Genomic DNA, 26096 nt, shown 5'->3' with positions numbered 1-26096 from the left:
TTATTGTTATATATAAAAAAATATAAACCTATGTAAGAAGCCCAAGTCTATATTTTTTTCAGGCTACTTCACAATGTCATTATATCATAAAATTATATATATGCAAAACATTATAATAGCGTTTTTTTATAAAATAAAAACCCCCTTGACCAATTGTTAACAAGCCTTAGCATACCTTGGTATTGAAAGAACTATATGTATCCTCAAAATCAAATAAATACCTTATAGTTCTTCCAAATAAGTGCCCTCTTAAACACTGAACTTTGATATAGAACTTTCTAAACTATTAGAAAGTTGTCTTAGTGTTTGAATTGACGATGTTATAGTATGAATAGATGAGGTTTGCTCTTCAGACGATGCTGTAATTTCTTCTGAAGTGGCAGCTGTCTGCTGTGAAGATGAAGTTATTTTATAAATAGCTTCCGCTGTATGATCTTTTTCTCTAGCCATTTTCTTCATAGCGTTGTTTAGTACTTCAGCCTCTTCCTTTATATCATCTATATTGTTAACTATATTTTCAAATACATTTTTGGTATTTACAACTATCTTACTGTTCTCTGCAATTAAATCATTAGATTTTTCCATAGCTACTACTGACTTCTCTATTTCTTTCTGAATCTCTCCAATTATTTTTTCAATTTCATCAGTAGATTTTTTAGACTCTTCTGCTAACTTCCCTATTTCAGTTGCAACTACGCCAAATCCTCTACCTGCATCACCTGCTCTTGCTGCTTCTATAGATGCATTTAATGCAAGTAGACCTGTCTCATCCGATATATGTTTTATCATATTTACTATATCTTCTATATGAGTAGATTTTTCGTTGAGTATTGATACAGCGCTAGATACTTGCTCAGATGAATCTACTGTTTCCTTCATAGTTTTATCTAAAATGTTTACTGTTTCTATACCTTGAGAAGTTAAACTTTCAGCATTATTTGTTTTCTCTGATATAATAACTGATACTGATTCTACTTCTTGAGTGATTTGCTCTATAGCTTCAACTATACCTTCTGTTTGTGTTGATTGTTCATAAGTTTCTGTTGCTAAATCAGATATTGCCTGTGTTATCTCTTCTGCTGATATAGAGACCTGATCTGACATCTGAGAAAGTACATTTGCCGAATCTATTATGTCGTCTGAGATAACTTTTGAGCTTTGTATTAGTGTTTTTATATTTTCTGTCATATTATTAAAGCTTTCAGATAATTGAGCTACTTCATCCTTTCCTTTTATTTCAGACCTGACATTAAAGTTACCTTCTTCAACCTCTTTCATTAAATCTCTTATTCTCTGAATTGGTTTAGATATTCCTTTAGATATTATAATAGAAACTATTAATGATATTAATAATATAGCTACTCCCAGAGAAATTATAGAATAGTTTATAGCATTAGTTTTTTGTAATAGTTCACTCTTAGGTATTACTGATATGTATTTCCATCCATTTACTTTAGATATGTGTGTACTCATTATGTAGTCTTCTTTATCATCTTTAATTTCTATTATTTCTTCATCTTTGGTTTTTAGTTCTTTTAAATTTGTTTCTGATATGTTTTTAAAGTTCAAGTCACTTTTTTTAGGATGTGATAATATTGTGCCTGTATCTTCAATAAGGATGATATAGCCTTCTTTTCCTACTTTTATGTCAGATATCATGTCTGTCAGTCCACTTAGAGCTATATCCATAGCCTGAACACCTATAGTTTCACCTGCATTGTTGGTTACAGTTGACACTACGCTCACGTTTGCTGCGTTTGCTCCTGCCCAATAATATGCTTCTGTCTGCAAAGGTTTTCCCGGTTCTGTCATTGCTTTCTTAAACCACGGTCTTTCAGTAGGATTATAATTGTTTTTTACTGAACCTTCCGCATATTGAACATACCTACCATCTGTTGTAGCAAAGTATACATCCGATATACCAGGATGTGTCTTAGCAAAATTTTCATATACCTTATACATTTCTGTTTCTATTCCACCATTTTCTCTAGGTGTCATCTTTATTTCTCCACTTGGATCTGTCTTATCTATGTAACTAACTATAGTATCATCAGCTTGCTTTACTATTTCATTCTCGGCTAGCATACTAATATTATTAAACATTTCATTAAAATAGGTATTCACTAAGTTCTCTACTTTCAATATTTCATTTTTGTTGCTAAACACAAATTCATCCCGCATAGTCTTTTCCACTACTTGGCTCATTATAATAGACATAGCTAATACACATACTGATATACTGACTAGAAGTGATGATATTAATTTACTCTTTATGCTTTTAAACAAAACAATTCCTCCTGTCTTTTGAATATTTATTATTTCTAAATTATATTTGGTATTGTGAATTTTTTAACATTGAATTATGTGTCTATGCACATTTCAACACCATTTAGAATAACTATATTTTTTAGTTTTCCTTTTTTATTATGTATATGATATATATCCAGAACTGTTAGTGTTTAATCATATTTTTAATTTTTTAAAATTAGAAGTAAAATAAAAGTCAGTAGAATTTTCTTACTTGACTTTTATTTTACTTCTAGTGTTTAAAATGTCTAATTCCTGTAAGTATCATTGCAATCCTGTACTTGTTCGCTAGCTTTATAGATTCCTCATCATTTATGGATCCCCCAGGATGTATAATGGCAGTTATACCTGCTAAGTGAGCTTCTTCTACACAGTCTGAAAATGGGAAAAACGCATCCGATGCTAATACACTTCCTTTTATTCGCTTCCCACCCTGTCTTATTGCATTTTGCAGTGACCATATTCTACTTACTTGACCAGGTCCAACTCCTGTAGTTCCTTTATCTTTAGCAACAACTATAGCATTCGATTTTACTCCTTTTACTGCTTTCCATGCAAAATATAAATCTTCAATTTCTTTTTCTGTAGGCTTTCTATCTGTTACTACTCTAATTTCTTCATCATTAAATAATTTTGTATTTCTTTGTTGTAATAAAAGTCCTCCCAAAGTTTTTGTCATACTAAAGCTTTCATAGTCTTTTTTATCTATGTTTGAAAGTTCTAAAATTCTAATATTTTTCTTTGATTTAAGTATTTCTAGTGACTTCTCATTGTACGAAGGGGCTATAACTATTTCTATAAATATATCATTTATAAGTTGTGCAGTTCTCTCATTAACTTCTCTATTTAATGCTATTACTCCCCCAAATATAGATACTTTATCACATTCATATGCCTTTATAAATGCATCTTCTATATTTATTGCACTTCCTATTCCACAAGGATTTCCATGTTTCACAGCTACTACTGTAGGTTCTTCAAATTCCTTTAAGATTTCTATAGCACCATTGCTATCTCCTATATTATTATAAGAAAGCTCTTTTCCATGCAATTGTCTAGCATTAGCAATAGTTCCTTCAACATCTTTGATTTCAGTATAATAAGCTGCTTTTTGTTGTGGATTTTCTCCATATCTCAAATCTTGTTTTTTCTCATATGTAAGAGAAATTACTTCTGGAAAGTCTATATTAGCAATCTTATTAAAGTAACTAGAGATTAAAGCGTCATAGTGACTAGTTTGACTGAAAACTTTACTAGCAAGATATAGTCTAGTTTCTTCTTTTGTGTCTTTATTGTCAGCAAGTTCATCTAAAACCATTTGATAGTCTTTAGGATCTACTAGAACTGTTACAAACTTATAATTTTTTGCAGCAGCTCTAAGCATAGATGGACCACCTATATCTATGTTTTCTATTATTTCTTCATGACTTACTCCTTCTTTTAAAATTGTTTCTTTAAACGGATAAAGATTATTTACAACCATGTCTATTGAATCTATATCTAACTTCTTCATCATGGATACATGATCTTCATTATCCCTTAATGCAAGTAACCCTCCATGTATTTTAGGATGAAGTGTCTTTACTCTTCCATCAAAGCACTCTGGAAACTCTGTAATATCTGAAACATCTACTACTTCTATTCCTTCTTCTTTTAATATTTTTGATGTTCCGCCTGTAGATAAAATCTCCCATCCCAATGAAACTAATCTTTTAGTAAACTCTACTATACCAGTTTTATCATAAACACTTATTAAAGCTCTTTTCATTTCTAGCAACGTCCTTTCATACTTTAATCCTTTATCTCATTAACTTATTATAACATATATAATACTATACTTGTTCTACTCTATGCTTCATTAATATAAACATTAAATAAAAAATGGTGGCTATAACCTTATAATAAGTTATAGCCACCATTCTTTATTCTCATATTTGCTTTAATTTTATTCCCACTCAATAGTTGCAGGTGGTTTTGTTGTTATATCATAAACTACTCTACTTATTCCTTTTACTTCAGTTACTATTCTTCTTGAAACTTTTTCAAGTATATCATATGGTATTCTTGCCCAATCTGCTGTCATAGCATCTTCTGTGTGTATCGCTCTAAGTGCTATAGTGTGGTTATATGTTCTTTCACCTTCTGTCATACCAACACTTCTGATGTCTAGTATTGCTGCAAAGTATTGCCATATCTCTTTGTTAAGTCCTGCATCTTCTAATTCTGTTCTGAATATCCAGTCTGCTTCTCTTAATGTATCTAACTTTTCTTTAGTTATTTCACCTATTACTCTTACTCCTAGTCCTGGCCCTGGGAATGGTTGTCTGTCTACTAGTTTATCTGGTATTCCTAATATTCTTCCAACTTCTCTTACTTCGTATTTGTATAGCGCTTTAACTGGCTCTACTAGTTCAAAATCCACATCTTCAGGAAGCCCACCTACGTTGTGGTGACTTTTTATAACTTGACCTTCATCCGTTTTACTTTCTACGATGTCTGGATATATTGTTCCTTGAACTAAAAAGTCCGTTTTTCCTATTTTTTCTTTTTCCTCTTCAAATACTCTTATAAACTCTTCACCTATTATTTTTCTCTTTTGCTCTGGATCAGTTACGCCTTTTAGTTTTCCTAAAAATCTATCTTGAGCATTTACTCTTATAAGGTTCATATCAAAAGTTTTTTTGAATATCTCTTCAACTTGGTCTCCCTCGTCTTTTCTCATAAGACCATGATCTACGAATATACAAGTTAAATTAGAGCCTATTGCTTTATGAACTAAGACTGCCGCTACTGATGAATCTACTCCACCTGATAGTGCACATATAGCTTTTCTGTCTCCAATTTGCTTTTTAATTTCTTCTATAGTTTCTTTAGCAAATACTTCTGCGTCCCAATTTGCTTCTACTTTACTACGTATGTCTTGATTTGTTTCCATATTTTACCTCCTCTTAAAGTAAAAAGTATTTATTCCGCTACACTTAAGTTTTACCCATCCTCAAACTTATTATGTCCAATAATTATTATAGTTTATATGAATAAATTTTAAAAGTATTTTTTTTCAAAAAAATATCATTTTTTTCTTGTTCATATAATAAGTTCGATGTAAACAATCATTATACAACAAAACAACAAAGAAACAAAGTCTTATTATGTATATAAAAAAATAGATTTGTAAACGGACACTAGTTACATTCTCATCCCGTTTACAAATCTATAGTTTAATTTTCTAAGAATGTTTTGCTCAACGTACTTTTTTAAAGTTTGTTTTACATCATCGGCATTCCGCCAGGCATTCCTCCACCCATTGGCATTGCATTGTCTTCTTCAGGAAGATCTGTTATAGCACTTTCTGTAGTTAATACCATTGAAGATACTGATGCAGCGTTTTGTAATGCTGATCTTGTAACTTTAGTTGGATCAACTATTCCTGCTCCTATCATATCTACATATTTTTCATTTAATGCATCAAATCCTATTCCTACATCACTTGTTTTAACTTTTTCAACTATAACTGAACCTTCAAGTCCTGCATTTATAGCTATTTGTTTTACTGGCTCTTCTATTGCTTTTAGAATTATAGATATACCTGTTTTTTCATCGCCTTCACTTGACTCTAATAATTTTTCTATTGCCGATGAAGTATTTAATAGAGCAGTTCCACCTCCAGGTACTATACCTTCTTCAACTGCAGCTCTTGTAGCAGCTAATGCATCTTCTATTCTTAACTTTGTTTCTTTAAGTTCAGTTTCTGTAGCAGCTCCAACTTGAATTACTGCAACTCCACCTGAAAGCTTAGCAAGTCTTTCTTGTAATTTTTCACTATCAAATTCTGAAGTAGTGTCTTCTAATTGAGCTTTTATTTGGTTTATTCTGTCTTTTATATCTTGTTCTGCTCCTCCACCACTTACTATAGTTGTATTGTCTTTATCAACTTTTACAGTTTGAGCAGTTCCTAACATATCTAGTGTGGCTTCTTTTAAGTCATATCCTAGTTCTTCTGATATAACTTCTCCACCTGTAAGAATAGCTATGTCTCTTAACATTTCTTTTCTTCTATCTCCGAATCCTGGTGCTTTAACAGCAACACAGTTGAAAGTTCCTCTTAATTTATTTACTACTAATGTAGCTAAAGCTTCTCCTTCTATATCATCTGCTATTATTAGTAATGATTTTCCTTGTTGTACTATTTGCTCTAATACTGGTAATAACTCTTGAATGTTTGAAACTTTTTTATCAGTAACTAATATATATGGGTTGTCTAACTCTGAAACCATTTTTTCAGTGTCAGTTACCATATATGGTGAAAGATATCCTCTGTCAAATTGCATTCCTTCAACTACCTCTAGTGTAGTTCCCATTGATCTTGATTCTTCTACAGTTATAACTCCGTCTTTTCCTACCTTTTCCATAGCTTCGGCTATTAGGCTACCTATATTTTCATCTGCCGCTGATATAGATGCAACTTGAGCTATAGCTTCTTTACTTTCAACAACTTTTGAGAATGTTTTAATTTCTTCTACAACTGTCTCTACTGCTTTTATTATTCCTTTTCTAAGTATCATTGGATTAGCTCCAGCAGCTACGTTTTTAAGACCTTCTCTAATTATAGCTTGAGCTAAAAGTGTAGCTGTAGTAGTTCCATCACCTGCTACATCATTAGTTTTAGTAGATACTTCTTTTACTAATTGAGCACCCATATTTTCAAATGGATCTTCTAATTCTATTTCACGTGCTATAGTTACACCATCATTAGTTATAAGTGGTGATCCAAACTTTTTATCTAATACTACATTTCTTCCTTTTGGTCCTAATGTAACTTTAACTGTATCTGCTAATTTATTTATTCCTCTTTCCATTGAACGACGTGCGTCTTCTCCGAATTTTATATCTTTAGCCATTAAATTCACACTCCTATTTATATTTATAAAATTTTCATTCCAAATAACTTCATTTCAAAACACAATATACAAAAATTATCTTGGTAATTTAATCTTTAAATCTTTCTTATAAATATTTTTAAGTACACAAATAACAAGTAATTTATAAACTAAATTACTATTGAATTTATTTGCTTATCCTAATACAGCTAGTACATCTGCTATTTTTAGTATAGTATATTCTTCCCCATCCACTTCAACTTCTGATCCAGCATATTTCGAGAATATTACTTTATCCCCAACTTTAACTTCATTTTTTAACTTTTCATCATTAAGTACTCCTGCTCCAATAGCAACTATTTCTGCTACCTGTGGCTCTTCTTTTGCTGATCCAGTAAGGATTATACCACTTTTAGTTTTTTCCTCAACTTCAACTTTCTTAATAACTACTCTGTCTCCTAATGGTTTTATGCTCATTTAAGACCCTCCTTATATTTATATTAATATTATTTTCACTTCGTTATTAGCACTCATTATTAGAGAGTGCTAATCCTTATGAGTACTATGTTACTTAATAAATTTTATCTAATCAAGCTTCATTTTTAATTATATCAAACTTTTATATGTATTTATATATGATTAATTTAATTTATATTAATTTTATATTGTTTTTCTTAATTTATTATCCATATACATCATCTTCCATGCAATTAATAGTCATATTTTTATATTATATACTCTTATTTAAAGCATTATACCAATATAAAAATTCTCAATCAACTATCTTACCCTTTACTATTAGTCTATGTGTTGGATTAATCATAGGATGACATGTAATTAATGTTATTTCTTTATCTTTATTATTTCCTTCTAATACACTTACCTCTTCCGGTTCAACATAAAGCTTTTCTGATACAATAAATATATATTTTTCTCTTTCAGTCTCTACTTCTATGCTATCTCCTTTTTTAAGTTCATCTAGTCTGTTAAAGTTTCGTCCATAGGTATGACTTCTATGTCCAGCTATAGAATAATTTCCGACTTCACCTACCTTAGTTGTGTCATTTACACTTGCCACTGTGCTGTTAAGGTTTTTCGGTGTTGCTCCTTTAAGTATTGGTAACTCTAAGTTGATCTTTCTTATCCTCAGTATTCCATCCATGTTTCTATTACTATATTCCTTATTATCTTCTTTCTTACTACCTTGTTCCTGCACCTCTTCTATATCTCCACTATCTATTAGACTTAAACTTTTACTCCACTCACTTTTAAGTCTTTGCTGCTTATAGTCATTTCGTATCTCCATAGATTTAGGATATGCTATAATGGATAGTCCAACTATTATAAAAATTGTTGAGATTAACCTCCTCTTCACATTCAACTCTCCTTGTTTTTATTAAAAAAGACAGATTATACAATCTGCCTTTTAAAATTTAATTATATGTTCTCTTTCTTATTAATATTCCTGATAATATTAATAATGTTCCTAATATATAAAATACTGTTTTTTTCATTTCACCTGTTTTAGGTAGTACTTCTTTGGCTTTTGTCTCATCTTGAATCTGAGCGTTAGCATTAAGCAGCCCCTTTGTTTCTTCTAATTTTATTTGTTTCTCTATTTCACTCGGCTTTATTGATTCTTCTATATTCTCTATATCTACAGATTCATCTTGGTCATCAGTCTCTAGTTGATTATTCGGATTTTCTGAATCTATCGGGTATAATGGATGTTCTGGATCTGTCGTTTCCTCTGGTATTTTTTCTTCCTGTGGATTTGTTGGTTTATCTTTTTCTTTTGATCTTCGTTTTTCTCTCGGTCTCTCTTTGTTTTCTGAATCTGTCGGATCTACTGGATCTATTGGTGGTGAAGTTAACTTTATATTTTTTACTTCTAATAAAGCTATCTTATCAATATTAGTGCCGTTTATAGTTACATTATGTTTAGTGGTATTTAGCTTATATCCAATAGGTGCTTTTGTCTCTACTACTGTATAATTTCCAAATGACAACTCTTCTGATATGGCTACTCCATCATTATCTGTAATCAATGTTTGTATTAAATATCCATCAGAATCTCTAATCTCGAATACTGCTCCGAATAAAAACGTTGCAAGGTCTTTACTGTCTACCTTAGTTATCTTTAGTCTTCCAACGCTGTCTTGTGATTTCTTAAAGTTTTTCAATTCAATTTCAAGTGCATCAGTAACATTACTTCTATCTATAGTTACAGTGTACTCTGTATCATCCATCTTATATAGATTTGGTGCCTTTGTTTCCTTTATTAGATATTCTCCAAATGGTAAGTTTTCTATAATGGCCATTCCATTCATATCTGTAACCACTGTTTTTATAAGTTTACCACTAGAGTTTCTAACCTCAAATTGTGCTCCTTGTAGTTTTATGTCTATGTCTTCACTGTCTACTTTAATTATTTTTAATTTACCAAATTCACTTTCTGGATTCTGTGGTGTCTCTGGTCTTTTTTCGTTCTGTATTTTTAGTTCAATTAATTTCGAACTATTTTCATCTACATTTAGTTCATATCTTGTAGTATCTAACTTGTATCCACTAGGTGCTTTTGTCTCTATAAATGTATATTTTCCTAGTGATAAGTTATCTATCTTACCTTTACCATTCGTATCAGTAATAACAGATCCTACTCTTTTTCCACCTAAATCTCTAACTTCAAATACCGCGCCTGATAGTAATTTACTTTCATCTTCGCTATCTACTTTTAAAATCTCTAGTGAAACTTGGCTATAGTTCTTTACCTCTAGCAATATAGGTTTATTCACCTTTTCTTTTGTCACTTCTATAGTATATTCTTTAGTATCTAGCTCATAGCCTTGTGGTGATTTTGTCTCCTTTACCGTATATGTTCCAAACTCTAGACCGTCTAGGGTAGCCTTTCCATCAATACCTGTAGTTATTGTACCTATAACATTTCCTTCAGAATCCTTAACTTCAAATTCACCTCCTGAAAGTTTAGTATCATCTCTACCATCTATTTTTAGAACTTCTAATACTCCTAATTTATAGTTTTTAATTGTTTGCTCTGTATCCTTTTTATTTATAGTTACTTTTATATCTTCTTCGAGAGCTTGATATCCATCTATCATTTTAGTTTCTCTTAAAGTGTATTCACCGTAAAAAAGACTCGGTAAGTATATGACTCCCTTATTATTAGTGTTAAGCGTCTTCATGCTTTTTCCTCTTGAGTTATATATAGTGAATTCTACTCCTTCTAAAGCAGTTTCATCATGTCCGTCAACTTTATTTATAGTTAAACTTCCAAACTCGCCTATGGCAGAGCCATCTCCACTTGTTAAACGAATTTGTACATTACCTTGGTCTGGACTACCTAGCTGATTTTGCCCTTCACCTTTAAAATAAACCTTATTTGTAAGATTTGTACCGTTTTCTAGCACTATAATCTCTGTTTGATATTCAACTGTGTACATAGTATCTATTGTATTTGTAAAGTTTAATTCAAAATTTTGAGTCTTTGATGTATCTGTCCATACCTCTTCACTGACATCTAGATTATAGTCTACTCCTTTTTCAAGAATTTTTGTTGGATTCTTAGTTTCGTAAACTTTAAAGCTATCTTCTTTTACTAAATGTCCACCTGTTGATTCATCTATTAGTGTTGCATCTTGTATCCTAGACAAACTCTTATTAACATCAATTTTCCAATCTATATTTTTACCATTTTGCTTTCCTGACTTTTCTACAAACTTTTCTGAATCATTGTAGCTTACTGAAGCTGAATATCCAATATTACCTACATTAGCAGTATTCTCATAATTACTTTGTGTTATAGATTTGATAATTTTAGTCTTAAACACTACTCTATAAGGCTTATTTACGTCTTTAAATGTAATATCAAAACCTTTTTTATTGTTAGTATTTATTTCATATTCACTTTTATCTACTGAATTTCCACGAGTCCTGTCTCCAGTACTGACAACACTATATTCATAGATTTCTATAGAGTCAGTAATCAATTCTTGATCATCTGATATATTATCATTTAAAGTTATTGAGCCTAAATTTTCAGACAAATAGTTAAGATCTACAGTCCACTCAATCTCTTTAGATTCACGACTCATAAGCCTACCTGATTTTTCACCATTATTTCCTGCTACGTCAATTATAGTTTGATTTGCATTTCTAGATGTTGAACCACCTTCCCATGCAAAGCTTGCAGTATTCTCATATCTTAACTTTCCGTTTAGTGCATTCTCCCTATAATCTTTATGTGAAGGACGATCAAATTCAGTTTTATATGTTATTTCATATATTGCTTCATTTACTTCATAGTTGTTAAATTTCAATATAAAACCTTTCTTCCAATCATCATCTGTAGCCTCAATAGTATATTCTGTCCCTTCAGTAAGAGTAGTGCTTCCTTTTTTAACAATCAGAGTATCTTCTAACATCTTAAGACCATCTTTGGGGAATGTATCCGTTATAGTAAGTCCTTTTATACCAACCTTAGTAGGATTTACTCTAATTCTCCATGACATAGTATTATTTGAATAATCTATGCCTCTTCCACTCTTTTCAAAAGTGTTTTGTATAGTTGGTGTTACTGTAGCTTTCTTGTCTATCCCTATACCAACTCCACTTAAATTAACATCATTTTCATATATAGATAAACTATCATGATCTGTAATTTTTGTTTCATATTCTATCCTATATGCCTTATTTATATCTCCTAGCTTTAGGTTAAATCCCTTCTTATCACTATTTTCATTTATTGTAAAGCTAGTAGTAACGTTACTTCCGACATTTACACTCCCATTACTAGAATAACTTATTTCTTTAACTGTTATTGTTCCTGGTACTAATTCTAGACCATTTCCTATAATATCGATAAGTTGTGCATCGTTTATAGAAAGCTCTCTTCCGTTCATATCAATAGTCCAATTAATATACTTCGCATCATTGTAGCTTATATTTGCAGTTCCTGATTTTTTCAGTTTCTCACCTATACTTATATTTATAGTCTTAGAAACTTTTCCACCCTCAAATTCTGCATTGTTTTTAAATGATGTTTTTTCTTTATCTATTATTTCAGTCTCGTATATTATCTTATATGCCTTATTTATTTCTCCACCGAATTCTATTTCAAGTTTCTTTTCATTTTCATAATGATTTTTAGTGAATCCTGTAGTTATTTGATTCGCACTATTCTCATTACCATTGTTGTCTAAAGTTAGTTCATAAACTTTCACAGTACTTTCATTTAATTTTAGTCCTTCTCCATAAATATCTGTAAGAACACCACTATTTATTTTAGATTCTGATTTGTTTACATACACCGTCCATGTAATCTTATCAGCATTAAAACTTCTGTCTGTCTCTCCATTTTTCTCTATCACACTACCCCTATTTATAGTTACTGTAGGACTAGATGATCCACCATTAAACTTTGCAACATTTTTGAAACTGGTCTTTTCAAAATCTTCTATTTCCGTTTTGTACTCTATTCTGTATGCATCACTTATATCTCCGAGATTTAAGGTAAATCCATCTCCAGATATCTGCGGAGTCAATCCTGAGATTTCCTCTCCTAGTGTAGCCTTTCCATCTAAGTCCACTTTTAATTTATTAATTCTCATGGAGCCTGTTTTGAAACTCATACCTGTATCAAATGTATCTTCTATTAATGCATTTTTAACCCCATTTAAAGACTTATTTACATCTATAGTCCAAGTTATCTCATTAGCATTTACAGTTTTATTAGGTACTCCTGATTTTTGCACCGGCCCAGATACATTATTGGGTTTAAATTTAATTGTAATACCTGTAGTTTGAGATTCATTTATTGGAAACTTTATTACCTTAGGATTTTCTCCTTTTAAGTTTCCTCTATCAAAAGAAGTCTCAAAGTTTACGTACCCCTCCACGCCATATAAATTATCTGCGTAATCATTAAATGTCAGTCTAAGAGTTCCATCTTTGCTAAGCTTATAAGTTCCGGCAGACTCTCCACCTGATACAGAAAGCCGTCCATTCACTTCATTGTAGATTTCAAATATATCTGGTAGTTTAACCTCTGTATAGTCACCATCATTAACTTTTTCTTGATCTGATAGTTCCCAAATATACGATATTTTAACTTCTACATTCTGATCTAAAGGTTCATCTGGATTTAGCACTATTTCCTTGCCATTGCTATAATAGCTTAACTTTACGTTCTTTATAGAATCAATATACTTCGGGGATTCTAATAAGCTATTGATATCATAGTTCATTAAACCCAAGTCATTTGGAACTTGAATATCCTTTTCTTCTATAGTTTCTTCTTCACTATACTCTTCACTTGTAAATTTCCCCACTGTAGATTCTTCTGAATCATCCTCACCTTCTGGTGGTTCACTTTCTAGTTCTGAATTATCAATCTCCGTATCTTTAGCTACATCTTCTTCCTCTAAGTCTAAGTTATCATTAGACTCGTTAACTTCAGAATTTACTGATTCTGCAAATGAATTGTAACTAAAAGTAGGAGCTACTAGTTGGAGTACTAGCGCTATAATCATGATAATAATATGCAGGTTAAACCTCTTATTTTTAATAAACTTCAATTCAATCCTCCTTTATATATTAGTTAGCATCTACAGGTTTATAGTTATGATTATTTCTATGATTATAAAGTAACTTATTCAAGACAAACCCTTAACCTTATGAAGCTTTGTCCCCTCCTTTTTAAATTGTTATCTAAATTCTACCAAAACCCATCTGAACAATTTCTGAACAATTTTACTTTTGTTTCTATATAAGTTATTTAATCCATTTCATATTATTCAAGTTATTTTAGACGAAAATAAAAATCCCTCAATTTAAATTGAGGGATTTTTATTATATCTATGGATTTTTATAGTTAACTTTCTTTAATGAATGAATTTAGTATAAGTATACTTTAGAACATAAAATATATTACAGGTATTAATATAGACGGCAACATATTTCCTATTTTTATATTTTTTATATTTAGTACATTAAGTCCTATGGCTATTATAAGTATTCCACCTACTGCTGATATTTCCGTTATCATTGGGTCTGTTAGAAAACCCTTTATAAGTGATGCAGCAAGTACTATTGACCCTTGATATATCAGTACTGGTATAGTTGAAAATAATACTCCTATCCCTAGAGTGGAACTAAATATAGTAGATGAAACTCCATCTAAAATAGATTTAGCATATAAAGTTTGATGGTTTCCAGACAATCCACTTTCAAGAGAACCCAAGATACCCATAGCTCCTACACAAAATATAAGTGAAGTTGTCACAAATGCTTTTGAAAAACTAGAGTCATTAGAGCTATCTTTGCTAAATTTACTACCCATAAACTCTCCAAGTTTATTAAGTTTTCCTTCTATATCTAGTATTTCACCTATTAAACTTCCAAGTACGATACTCACTATTACTAATAAGAACTCTTTAGATTTAATGGCACTCATAATACCCATTATTATTACCGAAAGCCCTAATCCGTTCATAATAGTCTCTTTATAAGATTCTTTTATAAATCTTTTAAATATAAGACCCAAAGTTCCTCCTACAATAATTGCTAAGACATTTACTATGACTCCTAACATTTTTTTCCTCCCAATTTTAAGTTTATATAATATATTAACATAAACATAATAAAGACACTATATGCATGTTGATTTTATTAATACATATAGTGCCTCATAATGAATAAATTTAACTTTACTTGTAAGAAACTTTACTTCTTTTTGGCTACTTAGATAATAAAGTTCTGTCTGATAGCATTCCTTGAACATCATCAAAGCTAGAAAGTAGTTTTTCTACAGTCAATGCTTTCTTTTCTTCCCCTCTAATATCTAATACAACATTTCCCCTATGCATCATTATTACTCTATTACCAAGCTTAGTAACATGACTTAAATCATGAGTAACCATCATTGTAGTAATATTGTCTCTATTTACTATTTCAGATGTAAGCTCTATTATTCTAGCTGAAGTTTTAGGGTCTAATGCTGCTGTATGCTCATCTAATAGAAGAACTTTAGGTCTGCACATCGTAGACATTATTAACGATAGTGATTGTCTTTGTCCTCCAGATAGCAATCCTACCTTTTCATCCATCTTATTTTCTAATCCTAAATTTAAAGTTGAAACTAACTCTTTAAATAAGCCTATATTTTTTTTACTTACACCTCTAGTTAATCCAAAAGTTTTACCCTTATTATATGCCATAGACATATTTTCAAGTATACTCATTGAAGGAGAAACTCCTTTAGATGGATCTTGAAATACTCTAGCGATTTGTCTAGTTCGTTTGTACTCCGGAAGATTAGTTATATCCTTCCCATCTAATATTAACGTCCCTTCATCCATTGAAAGTACACCTGAAATTACATTTAAAAGAGTAGATTTTCCCGCTCCATTACTTCCTATTATAGTAATAAAGTCACCCTTATTTATTTCTATTGAAAAATTATTGAATATTACATTTTCATTCACAGTATTTTTATTGAATACTTTTACAAGATTATTTACTTTAAGCATTAGACTCACCTCTACTTTTAGCAGATTTCTTAAAGAGTCCTTTAAATATATCTCCTCTATTATTAATTCCTAGAAGTATTATAACTATTATCGCAGTAATAAGTTTTAAATCATTAGCATCAAATCCTAATTTAAGTGCTAAAGCTATACAGTATTTATATACGATAGATCCTACTAGTACTGCCATAGTGATTTTTACAGCTCTAAGTCTACTAAACATAGCCTCTCCTATAATTATAGAAGCTAGTCCTATAACTATAACACCTGTTCCCATTCCAACATCTGCAAAGCTATTCCTTTGAGCAAGTATTGATCCAGATAATGCAACTAGTCCATTTGAAATTGCAACTCCTAATATTTTAGCCTTTCCGATATCTACTCCTAAAGAAGTTACCAACTGAGGGTTGTCTCCTGTAGCTCTTAATACAAATCCAGACTTTGTAGATAAATATAAGTCTAGTAGAATCTTAACTACAGCTACAATTACCAAGATTATTATAAGTGGAACTATGTTATATCCTAGAAAGTCTATTGAAGGAAGGTCATATGAAAAAATACTCTTAACATTAAATAACGATGTATTTGGTTTACCCATTATTCTTAAATTTATAGAATAAAGCCCTGTCATAACTATAATTCCAGATAATAAATTTGTAATTCTTAATCTAACATGAAGAAATCCAGTTACATATCCTGCTATTACTCCTGCCATTATAGATAATATTATTGCTAAAAAAGGATTCATTCCTTGTGTAAGACAATAAGCAGTAACGGAAGCTCCCAAAGGGAAGCTTCCATCAACTGATAAGTCTGGAAAGTCTAATATTTTATAGGTTATATATACTCCAAGAACCATTATTCCAAATATAAGTCCTTGCTCTAATGTGCTTAATAAATAACTAATCACCTTTCACACTTCCTATCATTTCTGCTTTTGCTTTTAATTCTTCAGGTAATTCTATTGATAATTTTCCTAAAGTTTCTTTATTAACATTTAATATATATTCATTAGCTGTTTGAACAGGCATATCAGCTGGTTTCTTTCCTTCTAATATTTCTACTGCCATAAGTCCTGTTTGATATCCTAGTTTATAGTAGTCAATTCCTTCCGTAGCTAACGCTCCATTCTCTACTTGACCTTTTTCTGATCCTATTATAGGTATTTTTTTATCTATAGTTTTAGAGTATATTAAAGGCATTGAATTAACTATGATATTGTCTGTTGGTATATACATAGCATCTATTTTTCCTATTATATGTTCTAATGATTGTGCTACATCATTAGTAGTTGCAACACCAGCCTCAACTATTTTAAAACCAAATTCAGGCGCTTTTGCTTTTATTTCTTTTAATTGTACTTCTGAGTTTGATTCACTAGTAGTATATAGTACTCCTATATTCTTAGCATTTGGTGCTAGCTTTTTAAGTAGTTCAAATTGTAATTTTAAATCTAATGCATCTGAAGTTCCTGTAACATTAGTCTCAGGTTTTTCCATTGATTTTGTAAGTCCAGCTCCTACTGGATCAGTTACTGCTGTTATAAGAATTGGTGTGTCCTTAGTTGCATTGTATAACGCTTGTGCTGAAGGTGTACCTATACCTAATAGCAAATCTTTTTTATCTGCTACAAAGTTTTGTGCTATAGTTTGCATAGTCGCTGAATCTCCTTGAGCATTTTGCAAATCTATTTTTATTTTTTCTCCATCCCTGTATCCTTTTTCCTCAAGTGCTGCCACAAATCCCTCTCTAGTAGAATCTAGAGCACCGTGTGATATGACTTGAGATATACCTATCTTTATCACTTTATCTTGTGCATTATTATTTGATGCTTTTTCACTAGTATCTGTGCTTCCATTTCCACACCCTACCAACATAGTTCCAGCTAGGGCTGATGTTAGGGCTAGTGCTACAGCTTTTTTTCCTAGTCTTTTAAACTTATTTACCATTCTACCGTCACTCCTAAATATTTTTATTTTGAAACCTACTATACTACAATACTACAATTTTTATCACTATAAAGTGATAAAGTACAGGGTCGCTACCTATCCCACCGTACTTTTTATATACCTGAAATTATATATAAAAAACCTTTGCAAGTCAATATACGGCACGCCTTTCCCAGATTCTTCAAAATAACTAATTATCTGATATTGACCTATGACCTATTCCTACTACCACTTCATCTAAATGAAGTAATCCAACGCTTAGAAAAATACATACTGTTAGATGTCCTTTGCATCTAGCTATACCTATTTTACCGCCTATATTTAGACCTATAGTCTTAGAAGATACTTGTATTATAGCTTCTCTTGTAGCCCCTGCTACTGCTCCATCATGTACAAAGCACTCCTTTGTTACTCCACTACGTCTTGAAGCAACTACAGCTCTCTCTATTATCTTAGGTATAGAAGCTACCAAATCTCCTCCAATATCTACTCCTGCACCTAAAATATTTTGTTTCTTAAACTCTTTTATAAGTTCAACTTCTTCTCCTCTAGTTGACATAGCTATTTTTATAGCCGCTTTTGCGACTTCTATTCCTGCATCCTTCATCTTAACAACTCCTTGTATTTAATATATCTATATTATAAATGATTTGTTATTATAAGCAAAATTAATAAAAAATATATCTGCCACTGTAGTTTTATTCTACAGCGACAGATATATTCTACTCCATACATTTTATTCTTTTTATATACATGCCTCTTATTATGAAAAAATATCCTATCTGAAAAACTAAATATCCTATTGCTACTAAAATTCCATTAGTAAAAAGATTTCTGCCCATTAAATTTGATAATGATTTTAATGCAAATAGTGAGTGTGATGTACTTACTAAAAATGGTAGGAAGAAAATAACTGCTATTTGTTTAGTTATAATTCTATTTATCTCACTTCTAGTAGTTCCTATTTTTCTTAAAATATTGTATTCCATACTATCTTGTTTTAACTCATTAAATAACTTAAAGTATATTATACTTCCTGCCGCAATAAGGAATAAGAATGCTATAAAGAATCCTATAAATAAACTCATTCCAAAACTATTTCTTATCATTCTATATACTATAGATTTTGAATAATAATTATCCTGATACTTTTCTCCTAATACTTCTCCTATTTCTTTTGAAGCATTGTAAGACTGTCTCCAGTTATCTAACTTTATCTCATTATATAAGACTTTATTTTCATCTTTAGTTTTCTGAGATATATCGTTAAACTCAGAATCATTCATCACAAGAATATGACTATATCCTTTCATGCTTAGTCTACTAAGATTTTCATATATCTCTTTATCCAGATTAAATTCCTTTGACTCGCCATTTAGATTTATTTTTAGTTTATTATTTTTAAATATCTTATTTTTTTCATTTAATTCTACTCCTGATAAATATTTATATGGATAGTTGTAAACCACTTCATTTTCGTTAACTTTTATTTGCTCTTTTCCTAGTGATTTAGCAAGCTCATTATATTTTGAGTTAGATATTAAAAGAAAATTCTCTATAGTTTCTCTAGAGTTATTTCCCTTTATTTCTTGTGCAGTTTCATTCTTAGCTATAATACCTTCTACTTCTCTAGACTCCATTATACTTACTTTATGCTTTTTAAGTATCTCTTCTATCATTACTATAGATTGTTTATCTCTTACATTTTCTTTTTCTCTAAATAAGGTAATATCTTGATTGCCAACCTCTTCAGTCATCATAGTTGCTTCTTGTAAAAGAGAGTACATTGTTTCCGTAGCTGTAACTGTAATAGCTCCTAATATGGATGCTAAAAAAAGTACTTTCGCTGTATCTTGAAGTTTAAATATCATTTGAGAAAAAGCAACAATATTTATTTTATTATATAGTACTTTTTTGCTTTTAAGAATTTTATTGGCAACTGCTATGCTAAGCTGAGTAAATGTAAAATACGTTCCTATGGACACTATAAATATTACTGGTAACATAGCTATTATCACAACTACATCATATGCATTCCAGGCTACTATATATCCAACTACTATAAGTGCTATTCCTAATATTGCTTTCGTTTTAGAAAACTCAGGTACTACTTTAGGTACTTTATCAGACTTTAATTGTTGAGATATTTCTTTTCCCTTTATTTGAAAAGTCATGATGGCACTTATTATTTCAAATAGAGCTAAGAATATCAGAGAAGTAATTCCTACTGCTTTTAATGATACATTAAACAGCATTTCTGCATCTAAAAATACCTCCATTATCATAAGAAACAATTTTAGAAAAATAACTCCTGTCACTAATCCTGTTACTAAAGATAATATAGATATTATAGTATTTTCTATTAAAACATATTTTCTTATTTGACTTTTAGTCATTCCAAACAATGATAGAAGTCCAAACTCTTTTCCCCTTGACTTTATAAATATAGATGTAGAATAGCTTACAAATAGTATTGAAAATATTACTATTATGATTTGACTAGCTATCATACCCTGTACGGCTCCTAGCTTAATAGTTTCACTTTGAGCAATAGTATCGCTGGTTAAAGATGGATGAAATATGAAATTAGCAAATAAAAAAATGCACTTACTGCAAAGGAATTGCTTAAATAATACATTATATATCTATATAAGTTCCCCTTCACATTATTTATAGCTATATTAGATATTTTCATTATACCCACCTCCGAGAAGGGATAATGCGTCTAATATCTCTTTAAAAAACACTTGCCTACTAGAACTTTTATTTATTTCTAAAAAGAACTTTCCGTCTTTTATCATTATTATTCTATTACAGAAGCTTGCAGCAAAAGCATCATGAGTTACCATTACTATAGTAGCTTTCTTTTCTGCATTTATCTTTTCTAATGATTCCATTAAGTCATAAGATGACTTTGAGTCTAAATTCCCAGTAGGCTCATCTGCCAATATCATAGATGGCTTATTTATAAGTGCCCTTGCACAAGCAGTTCTTTGTTGTTGACCCCCTGAAACTTCATAAGTTCTTTTATTCAATATTTCTTTTATATTCAATACAGATGATATTTCTTGCAACTTTTCTTCTATTTCTGTATTTTTTGCTCCCTCTAGCACTAATGGAAGTATTATATTTTCTTTTATTGAAAGAGTATCTAAAAGGTTAAAGTCCTGAAATATAAAACCCAGATTTTGTCTTCTAAACAGTGCTAATTTATCTTCATTTAATTTATGAGGATTTTGTCCCCCTATTAGAACCTCTCCCGATGATGGTGAATCTATAGTGGCAAGAATGTTCAAAAGAGTAGTCTTTCCGCTTCCCGATGGACCCATTACCCCTACAAATTCTCCCTCTTTTATGTTCATATTAAAATTATCTAATGCTTTTACAACTATTCCTTTTCCCTTACTACCATAAACTTTAGACAATTCTTTAGTTTCTAAAACTAACACGATATTACCCCCTATATAAAATATAATCTTTAGAAATCAATCTTTGCTTCATAAAGATTATAATAAAACAAGAGAAATCATAGTATTGATTTCTCTTTCAATTTAATAGTTATATCTTACAATATTGTAATGATAGCACTACTCACTTATATTATAAATACTTTTTCCATCGTAAAAAGTTATATTTACTCTTGTCCATTCTCCTTCTATAGATTCTACACTTATATCATGTCCTAGTTTATCGCATACATCTTTTGCAAGATATAGTCCCATACCCGTAGATTCTTTATATTTTCTTCCATTTTTACCTGTGTAAAAAGAATTAAACACTCTTCCTATATCTTCTTTAGGTATTCCTACCCCTTGATCCGCTACTGAAAGTATCGTTCTATCACTTGATCTATCTAAACTTATCTTTATAGCTTTATTATCACTTTTCTTTACTTTAGAGTATTTTATACTATTACATATAATTTGGCTTAAAACAAATTTAATCCACTTTTTATCACTCTTTACTTTTATATTTTCACTTGAAGTTATTTTAGGATAAATTGAGTTCATTATAAAAGTATTTTTATTTTCATTTATAATTCCTCTTACTACATCTAGTATTTCTACTTCCTCTACTTTAAAGTCTAGCTCAAAATCATTTACTCTTAAAGTGTATAATGCCATTTCAAGCCCATGAGATAGCTTTTCTATCTCTTCTTCTATACTTTCATAACTTCTTCTGGTGCTTTTCTCCGTAGTCTTATCCTTTTCATTTTCAAGCATAAGTTTTATAACTGATACAGGTGTCTTCATTTGATGTATCCATCTACTTTTAAAGTCCATTTGAGTTTTATAGTTTTTCTTATATTTTTCTAGTGTATCTTCATAGTTCATATAATTATTGACTAATAGTTTTTTAAAAATATCATGCTCATGGCTAATGTTATCTGGAATATTAAATATATGTCCCATATCATATTCTGCATCTAATCCATAATTTATAGAATCATAAACACTTTTCTTCTTCATATAGTCTAAAATTATTGCAAATACCAATAATACAAATACCAATATAAAAGAATAAATTATATTCTCTATCATTATTTTTCTTTTATAATTATCAGATCTAACATCATTATAATTATAGTTAAAGCTGAGCTTAAAAAGTAAAGTAATATATATATTAACCTATCTTTTAAATAGAATCTTAAATTCATTTCTTCACCTAATCCCAAGTTTTAGTCATAATATAGCCTTGACCTCTTTTTGTTTGAATCGAATCATAAATTCCTATCTCTTCTAGTCTCTTTCTAAGTCTAGCAATATTTACTGATAGAGTATTATCGTCTACAAATTCTACATCGTCCCATAACTCTGCTAAAATAGATTCTCTAGGTACTATTTCATTTAAGTTAGCTATAAGTATATATAACAAAGCGAACTCTTTTTTACTAAGCTCTATCTTTTTTTCATTATACTCAACTATATTTTGCTTTATATATAAATAAACTCCTTTACATTCATATATATCCTTTGATTCACTTTCAGCATATTCCCCATAACTTCTTCGAATAACACCTTTAATTTTTGCCAAGAGAAGATCAAAAGAAAATGGTTTTATAATATAATCGTCTCCACCATTTTCTATTGCCATAACTTGATCCATATCAGAGAATCTAGCTGAGATGAATATAATAGGAACTTTAGATATACTTCTTATCTCTCTACACCAGAAAAAACCATCAAAGTTTGGTAAGTTAATATCTAATAGTACTAGATGTGGCTTTTCTGATATAAACTCTCCTCTAATATTAGAGTAGTCTTTAACAGTAACAACTTCATATCCATATCTTTTTAGTCTCTCTTTTATAAGATCTATCAATTTCTCATCGTCTTCAACAACTAGAATTTTATACATAAATTATCTTACTCCCTATTTTTTCTTACCTATTCCTAGTTCCCTAGCATAGTAAAATAAGTACTGCTGTGCAAATCCAGCTAATTCTCTGAATTTATCTCCTGCATATTTCTGTATGTCATTTAATTTTGTATCTTCTTCTAAGTAAAAATGTTCCATAATTCTTTTCACCCACACATCTATAGGAAATGCATCTGCTTTTCCCATGGAAAATAGCATTATACAATCAGAAACTTTAGGCCCAACTCCCGAAAAAGTCATAAGTTCTTCTCTAGCTTCTTCTGTAGAAAGATTTTCTAATTTATATATGTCTATCTCCTTATCTAAAACTCTATTTATGGCAGCTGATATATACTTAGCTCTGAAACCTGTTTTACAGTTTTCTATGTCCTCTATAGATGCATCTTTTAAGTTTTCTGGTGTTGGAAATGCATAATACTTTTTCCCATTAAACTCACCTATAAACTCACCGTACTTTTCACTTAATATATCTATTGCCTTTTTTATCATAGGTATTCTATTATTTGCTGATATTATAAATGAAATTAAGATTTCCCACTCGTCTTGTCTTAATATCCTTATCCCTTCTCCAAATTTTATAGCCTCTTTTAGTATTGGATCATTGCTTAATTTCTCTTTAACTTCACCATAATTCCTACCTAAGTCTAAATAATCGTACCATATATCTTCAAACTCTTTTATATTAGTGTTAGATATTATTATATTATCTTCTTCTTTTTTTATATTTACAACCTTACCAAAAGCAACTCCTGTAAAACTACCGTCACCTTCATCATTCCATCTAAAACATTGTCCACATTCAAATATATGTTTAGGTTCAAAATCTTTTACATTTTCTATTATCACTTTTCCGTCTTTTTCATAAGTATTGTACTTCAAATTAATTTCTCCTTTCAATATCTATTGTATAACAAGCTAACTATATCTTACACTTTTAGCAGTATACTTAATACCCTTTTGTTTCAATTAATCTTCAAAAACAAAAAAGAATCTCGATATACAAAGATCCCCCATTTCTTTGTATATTAAGATTCTTACCTATAAACAAAATTAATATTATTTATTTTATATTATTCATTGTTTAAACTATTCAAGTTAGTGTTAAGATATAGTTCACTTTTATATATAGTGTTTTCTTTTTCTAATTTCCCTGCTGATGTTCTTTCTCCATAAACAGTTATACCAATTGCTAATAAAGTTGATAGTGCTATTATTAAAATTGTTTTTTTATCTTCCAATCCCATTACCCCCAATAACTATAATTTATAAAGTTCTCTATTAAAAATATACTACTATTTTGTTATATGAAAATTATGCTTTAGTAAATATTAAGTTAACTTATTCTTATTTATCCCGTATATTTACTTGGTTTTATTACACCCATTGCATTTATCTCAATTTACTCATTAGTATTTAACATTTAAAATATTTTCTACAACGAAATAAAAGTATACTCTAATTTGTTATTTTTGACAATTGTATATTGTAACTAAAAATTTCTCTAGGAAAACATTTGATACTTTGAATCGTTTGTGTAGTATATATTAAAGCAAAATAAAACCCTAAAGTTTGACAGTTCATTCATTAAATATAACTTCAACTTTAGGGTTTTATACAACTTTATATTATATTTTAATTATACTTTTTCTAGTATATTCCTTGTGCATACATAGCTTCTGCTACTTTTAAGAATCCTGCTATATTAGCTCCTGCAACTAAATTATATCCGAATCCATAATCTTCTGCTGCTTTCATAGCACTATTATGAATATTTATCATTATTTGATGAAGCTTTTCATCAACTTCTTCTTCTGTCCAAGCGAGTCGCATGCTGTTCTGAGTCATTTCTAATGCTGAAGTAGCTACTCCACCAGCATTAGCTGCTTTTGCAGGTCCTATTATTGTGTTATTATCTTGAAGGTATTTTATAGCTTCATTACTTGTAGGCATGTTAGCAGCTTCAACTAAATATTTTACTCTGTTATCTACTAATTTCTTAGCTTCTTCCATTCCTATTTCATTTTGAGTAGCACATGGAATAGCTATATCTACTTTAACTCCCCATGGTTTTTGAGCTTCAAAGAATTCTACTCCAAATTTGTCAGCATAGTCTTTAACTTTATCTCTACCTGATAGTCTCATCTCTACCATATAATCTATCTTTTCTCCAGATACTCCGTCTGGATCGTATATATATCCATCTGGACCTGATAGTGTAACTACTTTTCCGCCTAATTCACTTACTTTTATACATACTCCCCAAGCAACATTACCGAATCCTGAAACTGATACAGTTTTTCCCTCTATTGAATCTCCCTCATGCTTAAGTATCTCATTACAGAAGTAAGTAACTCCATATCCTGTAGCTTCTGGTCTTATCAAACTTCCACCATAAGATAGTCCTTTACCTGTCAATACTCCGTTCTCAAAAGCTCCTCTAAGTCTTCTATAGTATCCATATAAATATCCTATTTCTCTAGCCCCTACTCCTATATCTCCTGCTGGAACGTCAACATCTGGACCTATATGTCTATATAGTTCTGTCATGAAGCTTTCACAAAATCTTCTTATTTCGCTATCAGACTTCCCTCTAGGATCGAAGTCTGAACCACCTTTTCCTCCACCTATTGGAAGTCCTGTAAGTGAGTTTTTAAAAGTTTGTTCAAAACCTAAGAATTTTAATACACTTAAGTTTACTGTTGGGTGAAATCTCAGTCCACCTTTATATGGCCCTATAGAACCATTAAATTGAACTCTAAATCCACGACTTACGTGAACTTTTCCATTGTCATCATCCCATGGTACTTTAAACATTATAACTCTTTCAGGTTCACAAATTCTTTCTAATATGTTTGTATCTACATATTCAGGATGCTTTTCTATAACTGGGCTTAAAGAATGTAGAACCTCTTCCACTGCTTGTATAAATTCAGGTTCATGCTCATCTCTTTTTTTAACTTTTTCAAGAACTTCTTCTATATAGTTTGTCATGTTTTCGTCTCCTTTTTTATTTTATTTTATATTATATTTTTAAAATCCAA

General features: G+C 30.3%; 19 protein-coding genes. All 19 read right to left on the bottom strand.

Annotated features, from left to right (window positions below; genetic code table 11):
- Positions 1 to 249: 249 nt before the first annotated feature.
- The 19 genes from CURI_RS01495 to gdhA all read right to left on the bottom strand — a co-directional run bounded on the left by CURI_RS01495 (position 250) and on the right by gdhA (position 26046).
- Positions 250 to 2286, bottom strand: a complete 2037-nt coding sequence (locus tag CURI_RS01495; protein ID WP_014966517.1) for a methyl-accepting chemotaxis protein — start codon at positions 2284 to 2286, stop codon at positions 250 to 252.
- Between the two features lie 253 nt (positions 2287 to 2539).
- A complete protein-coding gene (gene purH / locus CURI_RS01490) occupies positions 2540 to 4075 on the bottom strand; it encodes a bifunctional phosphoribosylaminoimidazolecarboxamide formyltransferase/IMP cyclohydrolase (RefSeq protein ID WP_014966516.1) in 1536 nt (511 codons plus the stop codon).
- 177 nt (positions 4076 to 4252) lie between these two features.
- The gene (gene guaA / locus CURI_RS01485; RefSeq protein ID WP_014966515.1) at positions 4253 to 5242 is read right to left on the bottom strand and encodes a glutamine-hydrolyzing GMP synthase; all 990 of its coding nucleotides are present in this window, start codon (positions 5240 to 5242) and stop codon (positions 4253 to 4255) included.
- 331 nt (positions 5243 to 5573) lie between these two features.
- Entirely contained in the window at positions 5574 to 7205 is a 1632-nt protein-coding gene (gene groL / locus CURI_RS01480) for a chaperonin GroEL (protein WP_014966514.1), read from the bottom strand.
- A 174-nt stretch (positions 7206 to 7379) separates the two neighbouring features.
- Positions 7380 to 7661: a co-chaperone GroES gene (locus CURI_RS01475; protein WP_014966513.1), complete on the bottom strand. Its 282-nt coding sequence runs from the start codon at positions 7659 to 7661 to the stop codon at positions 7380 to 7382.
- 295 nt (positions 7662 to 7956) lie between these two features.
- Positions 7957 to 8559, bottom strand: a complete 603-nt coding sequence (locus CURI_RS01470) for a class D sortase (protein WP_014966512.1) — start codon at positions 8557 to 8559, stop codon at positions 7957 to 7959.
- A gap of 58 nt (positions 8560 to 8617) precedes the next feature.
- Entirely contained in the window at positions 8618 to 13777 is a 5160-nt protein-coding gene (locus CURI_RS01465) for a collagen binding domain-containing protein (RefSeq protein WP_014966511.1), read from the bottom strand.
- A 335-nt stretch (positions 13778 to 14112) separates the two neighbouring features.
- Positions 14113 to 14793: a DUF554 domain-containing protein gene (locus tag CURI_RS01460; RefSeq protein ID WP_014966510.1), complete on the bottom strand. Its 681-nt coding sequence runs from the start codon at positions 14791 to 14793 to the stop codon at positions 14113 to 14115.
- A gap of 145 nt (positions 14794 to 14938) precedes the next feature.
- The gene (locus CURI_RS01455; RefSeq protein ID WP_014966509.1) at positions 14939 to 15730 is read right to left on the bottom strand and encodes an ABC transporter ATP-binding protein; all 792 of its coding nucleotides are present in this window, start codon (positions 15728 to 15730) and stop codon (positions 14939 to 14941) included.
- Positions 15723 to 16637, bottom strand: coding sequence for an ABC transporter permease (locus tag CURI_RS01450; RefSeq protein ID WP_014966508.1), 915 nt, complete (start codon positions 16635 to 16637; stop codon positions 15723 to 15725). The genes CURI_RS01455 and CURI_RS01450 overlap by 8 nt, the downstream gene beginning before the upstream one ends.
- A complete protein-coding gene (locus CURI_RS01445) occupies positions 16630 to 17676 on the bottom strand; it encodes an ABC transporter substrate-binding protein (protein WP_014966507.1) in 1047 nt (348 codons plus the stop codon). Before CURI_RS01445 ends, CURI_RS01450 begins: the two co-directional genes overlap by 8 nt.
- A gap of 190 nt (positions 17677 to 17866) precedes the next feature.
- A complete protein-coding gene (locus tag CURI_RS01440) occupies positions 17867 to 18283 on the bottom strand; it encodes a HutP family protein (RefSeq protein WP_014966506.1) in 417 nt (138 codons plus the stop codon).
- Positions 18284 to 18398: 115 nt separating this feature from the next.
- Entirely contained in the window at positions 18399 to 20186 is a 1788-nt protein-coding gene (locus tag CURI_RS01435; protein ID WP_014966505.1) for an ABC transporter permease, read from the bottom strand.
- 171 nt (positions 20187 to 20357) lie between these two features.
- Complete coding sequence (locus tag CURI_RS01430; protein WP_014966504.1) at positions 20358 to 21125, bottom strand: ABC transporter ATP-binding protein; 768 nt, start codon at positions 21123 to 21125, stop codon at positions 20358 to 20360.
- 138 nt (positions 21126 to 21263) lie between these two features.
- Complete coding sequence (locus tag CURI_RS01425; protein WP_014966503.1) at positions 21264 to 22217, bottom strand: sensor histidine kinase; 954 nt, start codon at positions 22215 to 22217, stop codon at positions 21264 to 21266.
- A 124-nt stretch (positions 22218 to 22341) separates the two neighbouring features.
- Positions 22342 to 23034, bottom strand: coding sequence for a response regulator transcription factor (locus tag CURI_RS01420; RefSeq protein WP_014966502.1), 693 nt, complete (start codon positions 23032 to 23034; stop codon positions 22342 to 22344).
- A gap of 15 nt (positions 23035 to 23049) precedes the next feature.
- Complete coding sequence (locus CURI_RS01415; protein ID WP_014966501.1) at positions 23050 to 23934, bottom strand: DNA-3-methyladenine glycosylase family protein; 885 nt, start codon at positions 23932 to 23934, stop codon at positions 23050 to 23052.
- Between the two features lie 191 nt (positions 23935 to 24125).
- Positions 24126 to 24293 (bottom strand): hypothetical protein, encoded by a 168-nt coding sequence (locus tag CURI_RS15715; RefSeq protein WP_187287413.1) that lies wholly within the window; start codon positions 24291 to 24293, stop codon positions 24126 to 24128.
- 409 nt (positions 24294 to 24702) lie between these two features.
- Positions 24703 to 26046, bottom strand: coding sequence for an NADP-specific glutamate dehydrogenase (gene gdhA, locus CURI_RS01410; protein WP_014966500.1), 1344 nt, complete (start codon positions 26044 to 26046; stop codon positions 24703 to 24705).
- Positions 26047 to 26096: the final 50 nt, after the last annotated feature.

Origin of the sequence: Gottschalkia acidurici 9a (genome assembly GCF_000299355.1) — a bacterium.
GTDB lineage: Bacteria > Bacillota > Clostridia > Tissierellales > Gottschalkiaceae > Gottschalkia > Gottschalkia acidurici.
This window is presented reverse-complemented; position numbering and strand designations above follow the sequence as displayed.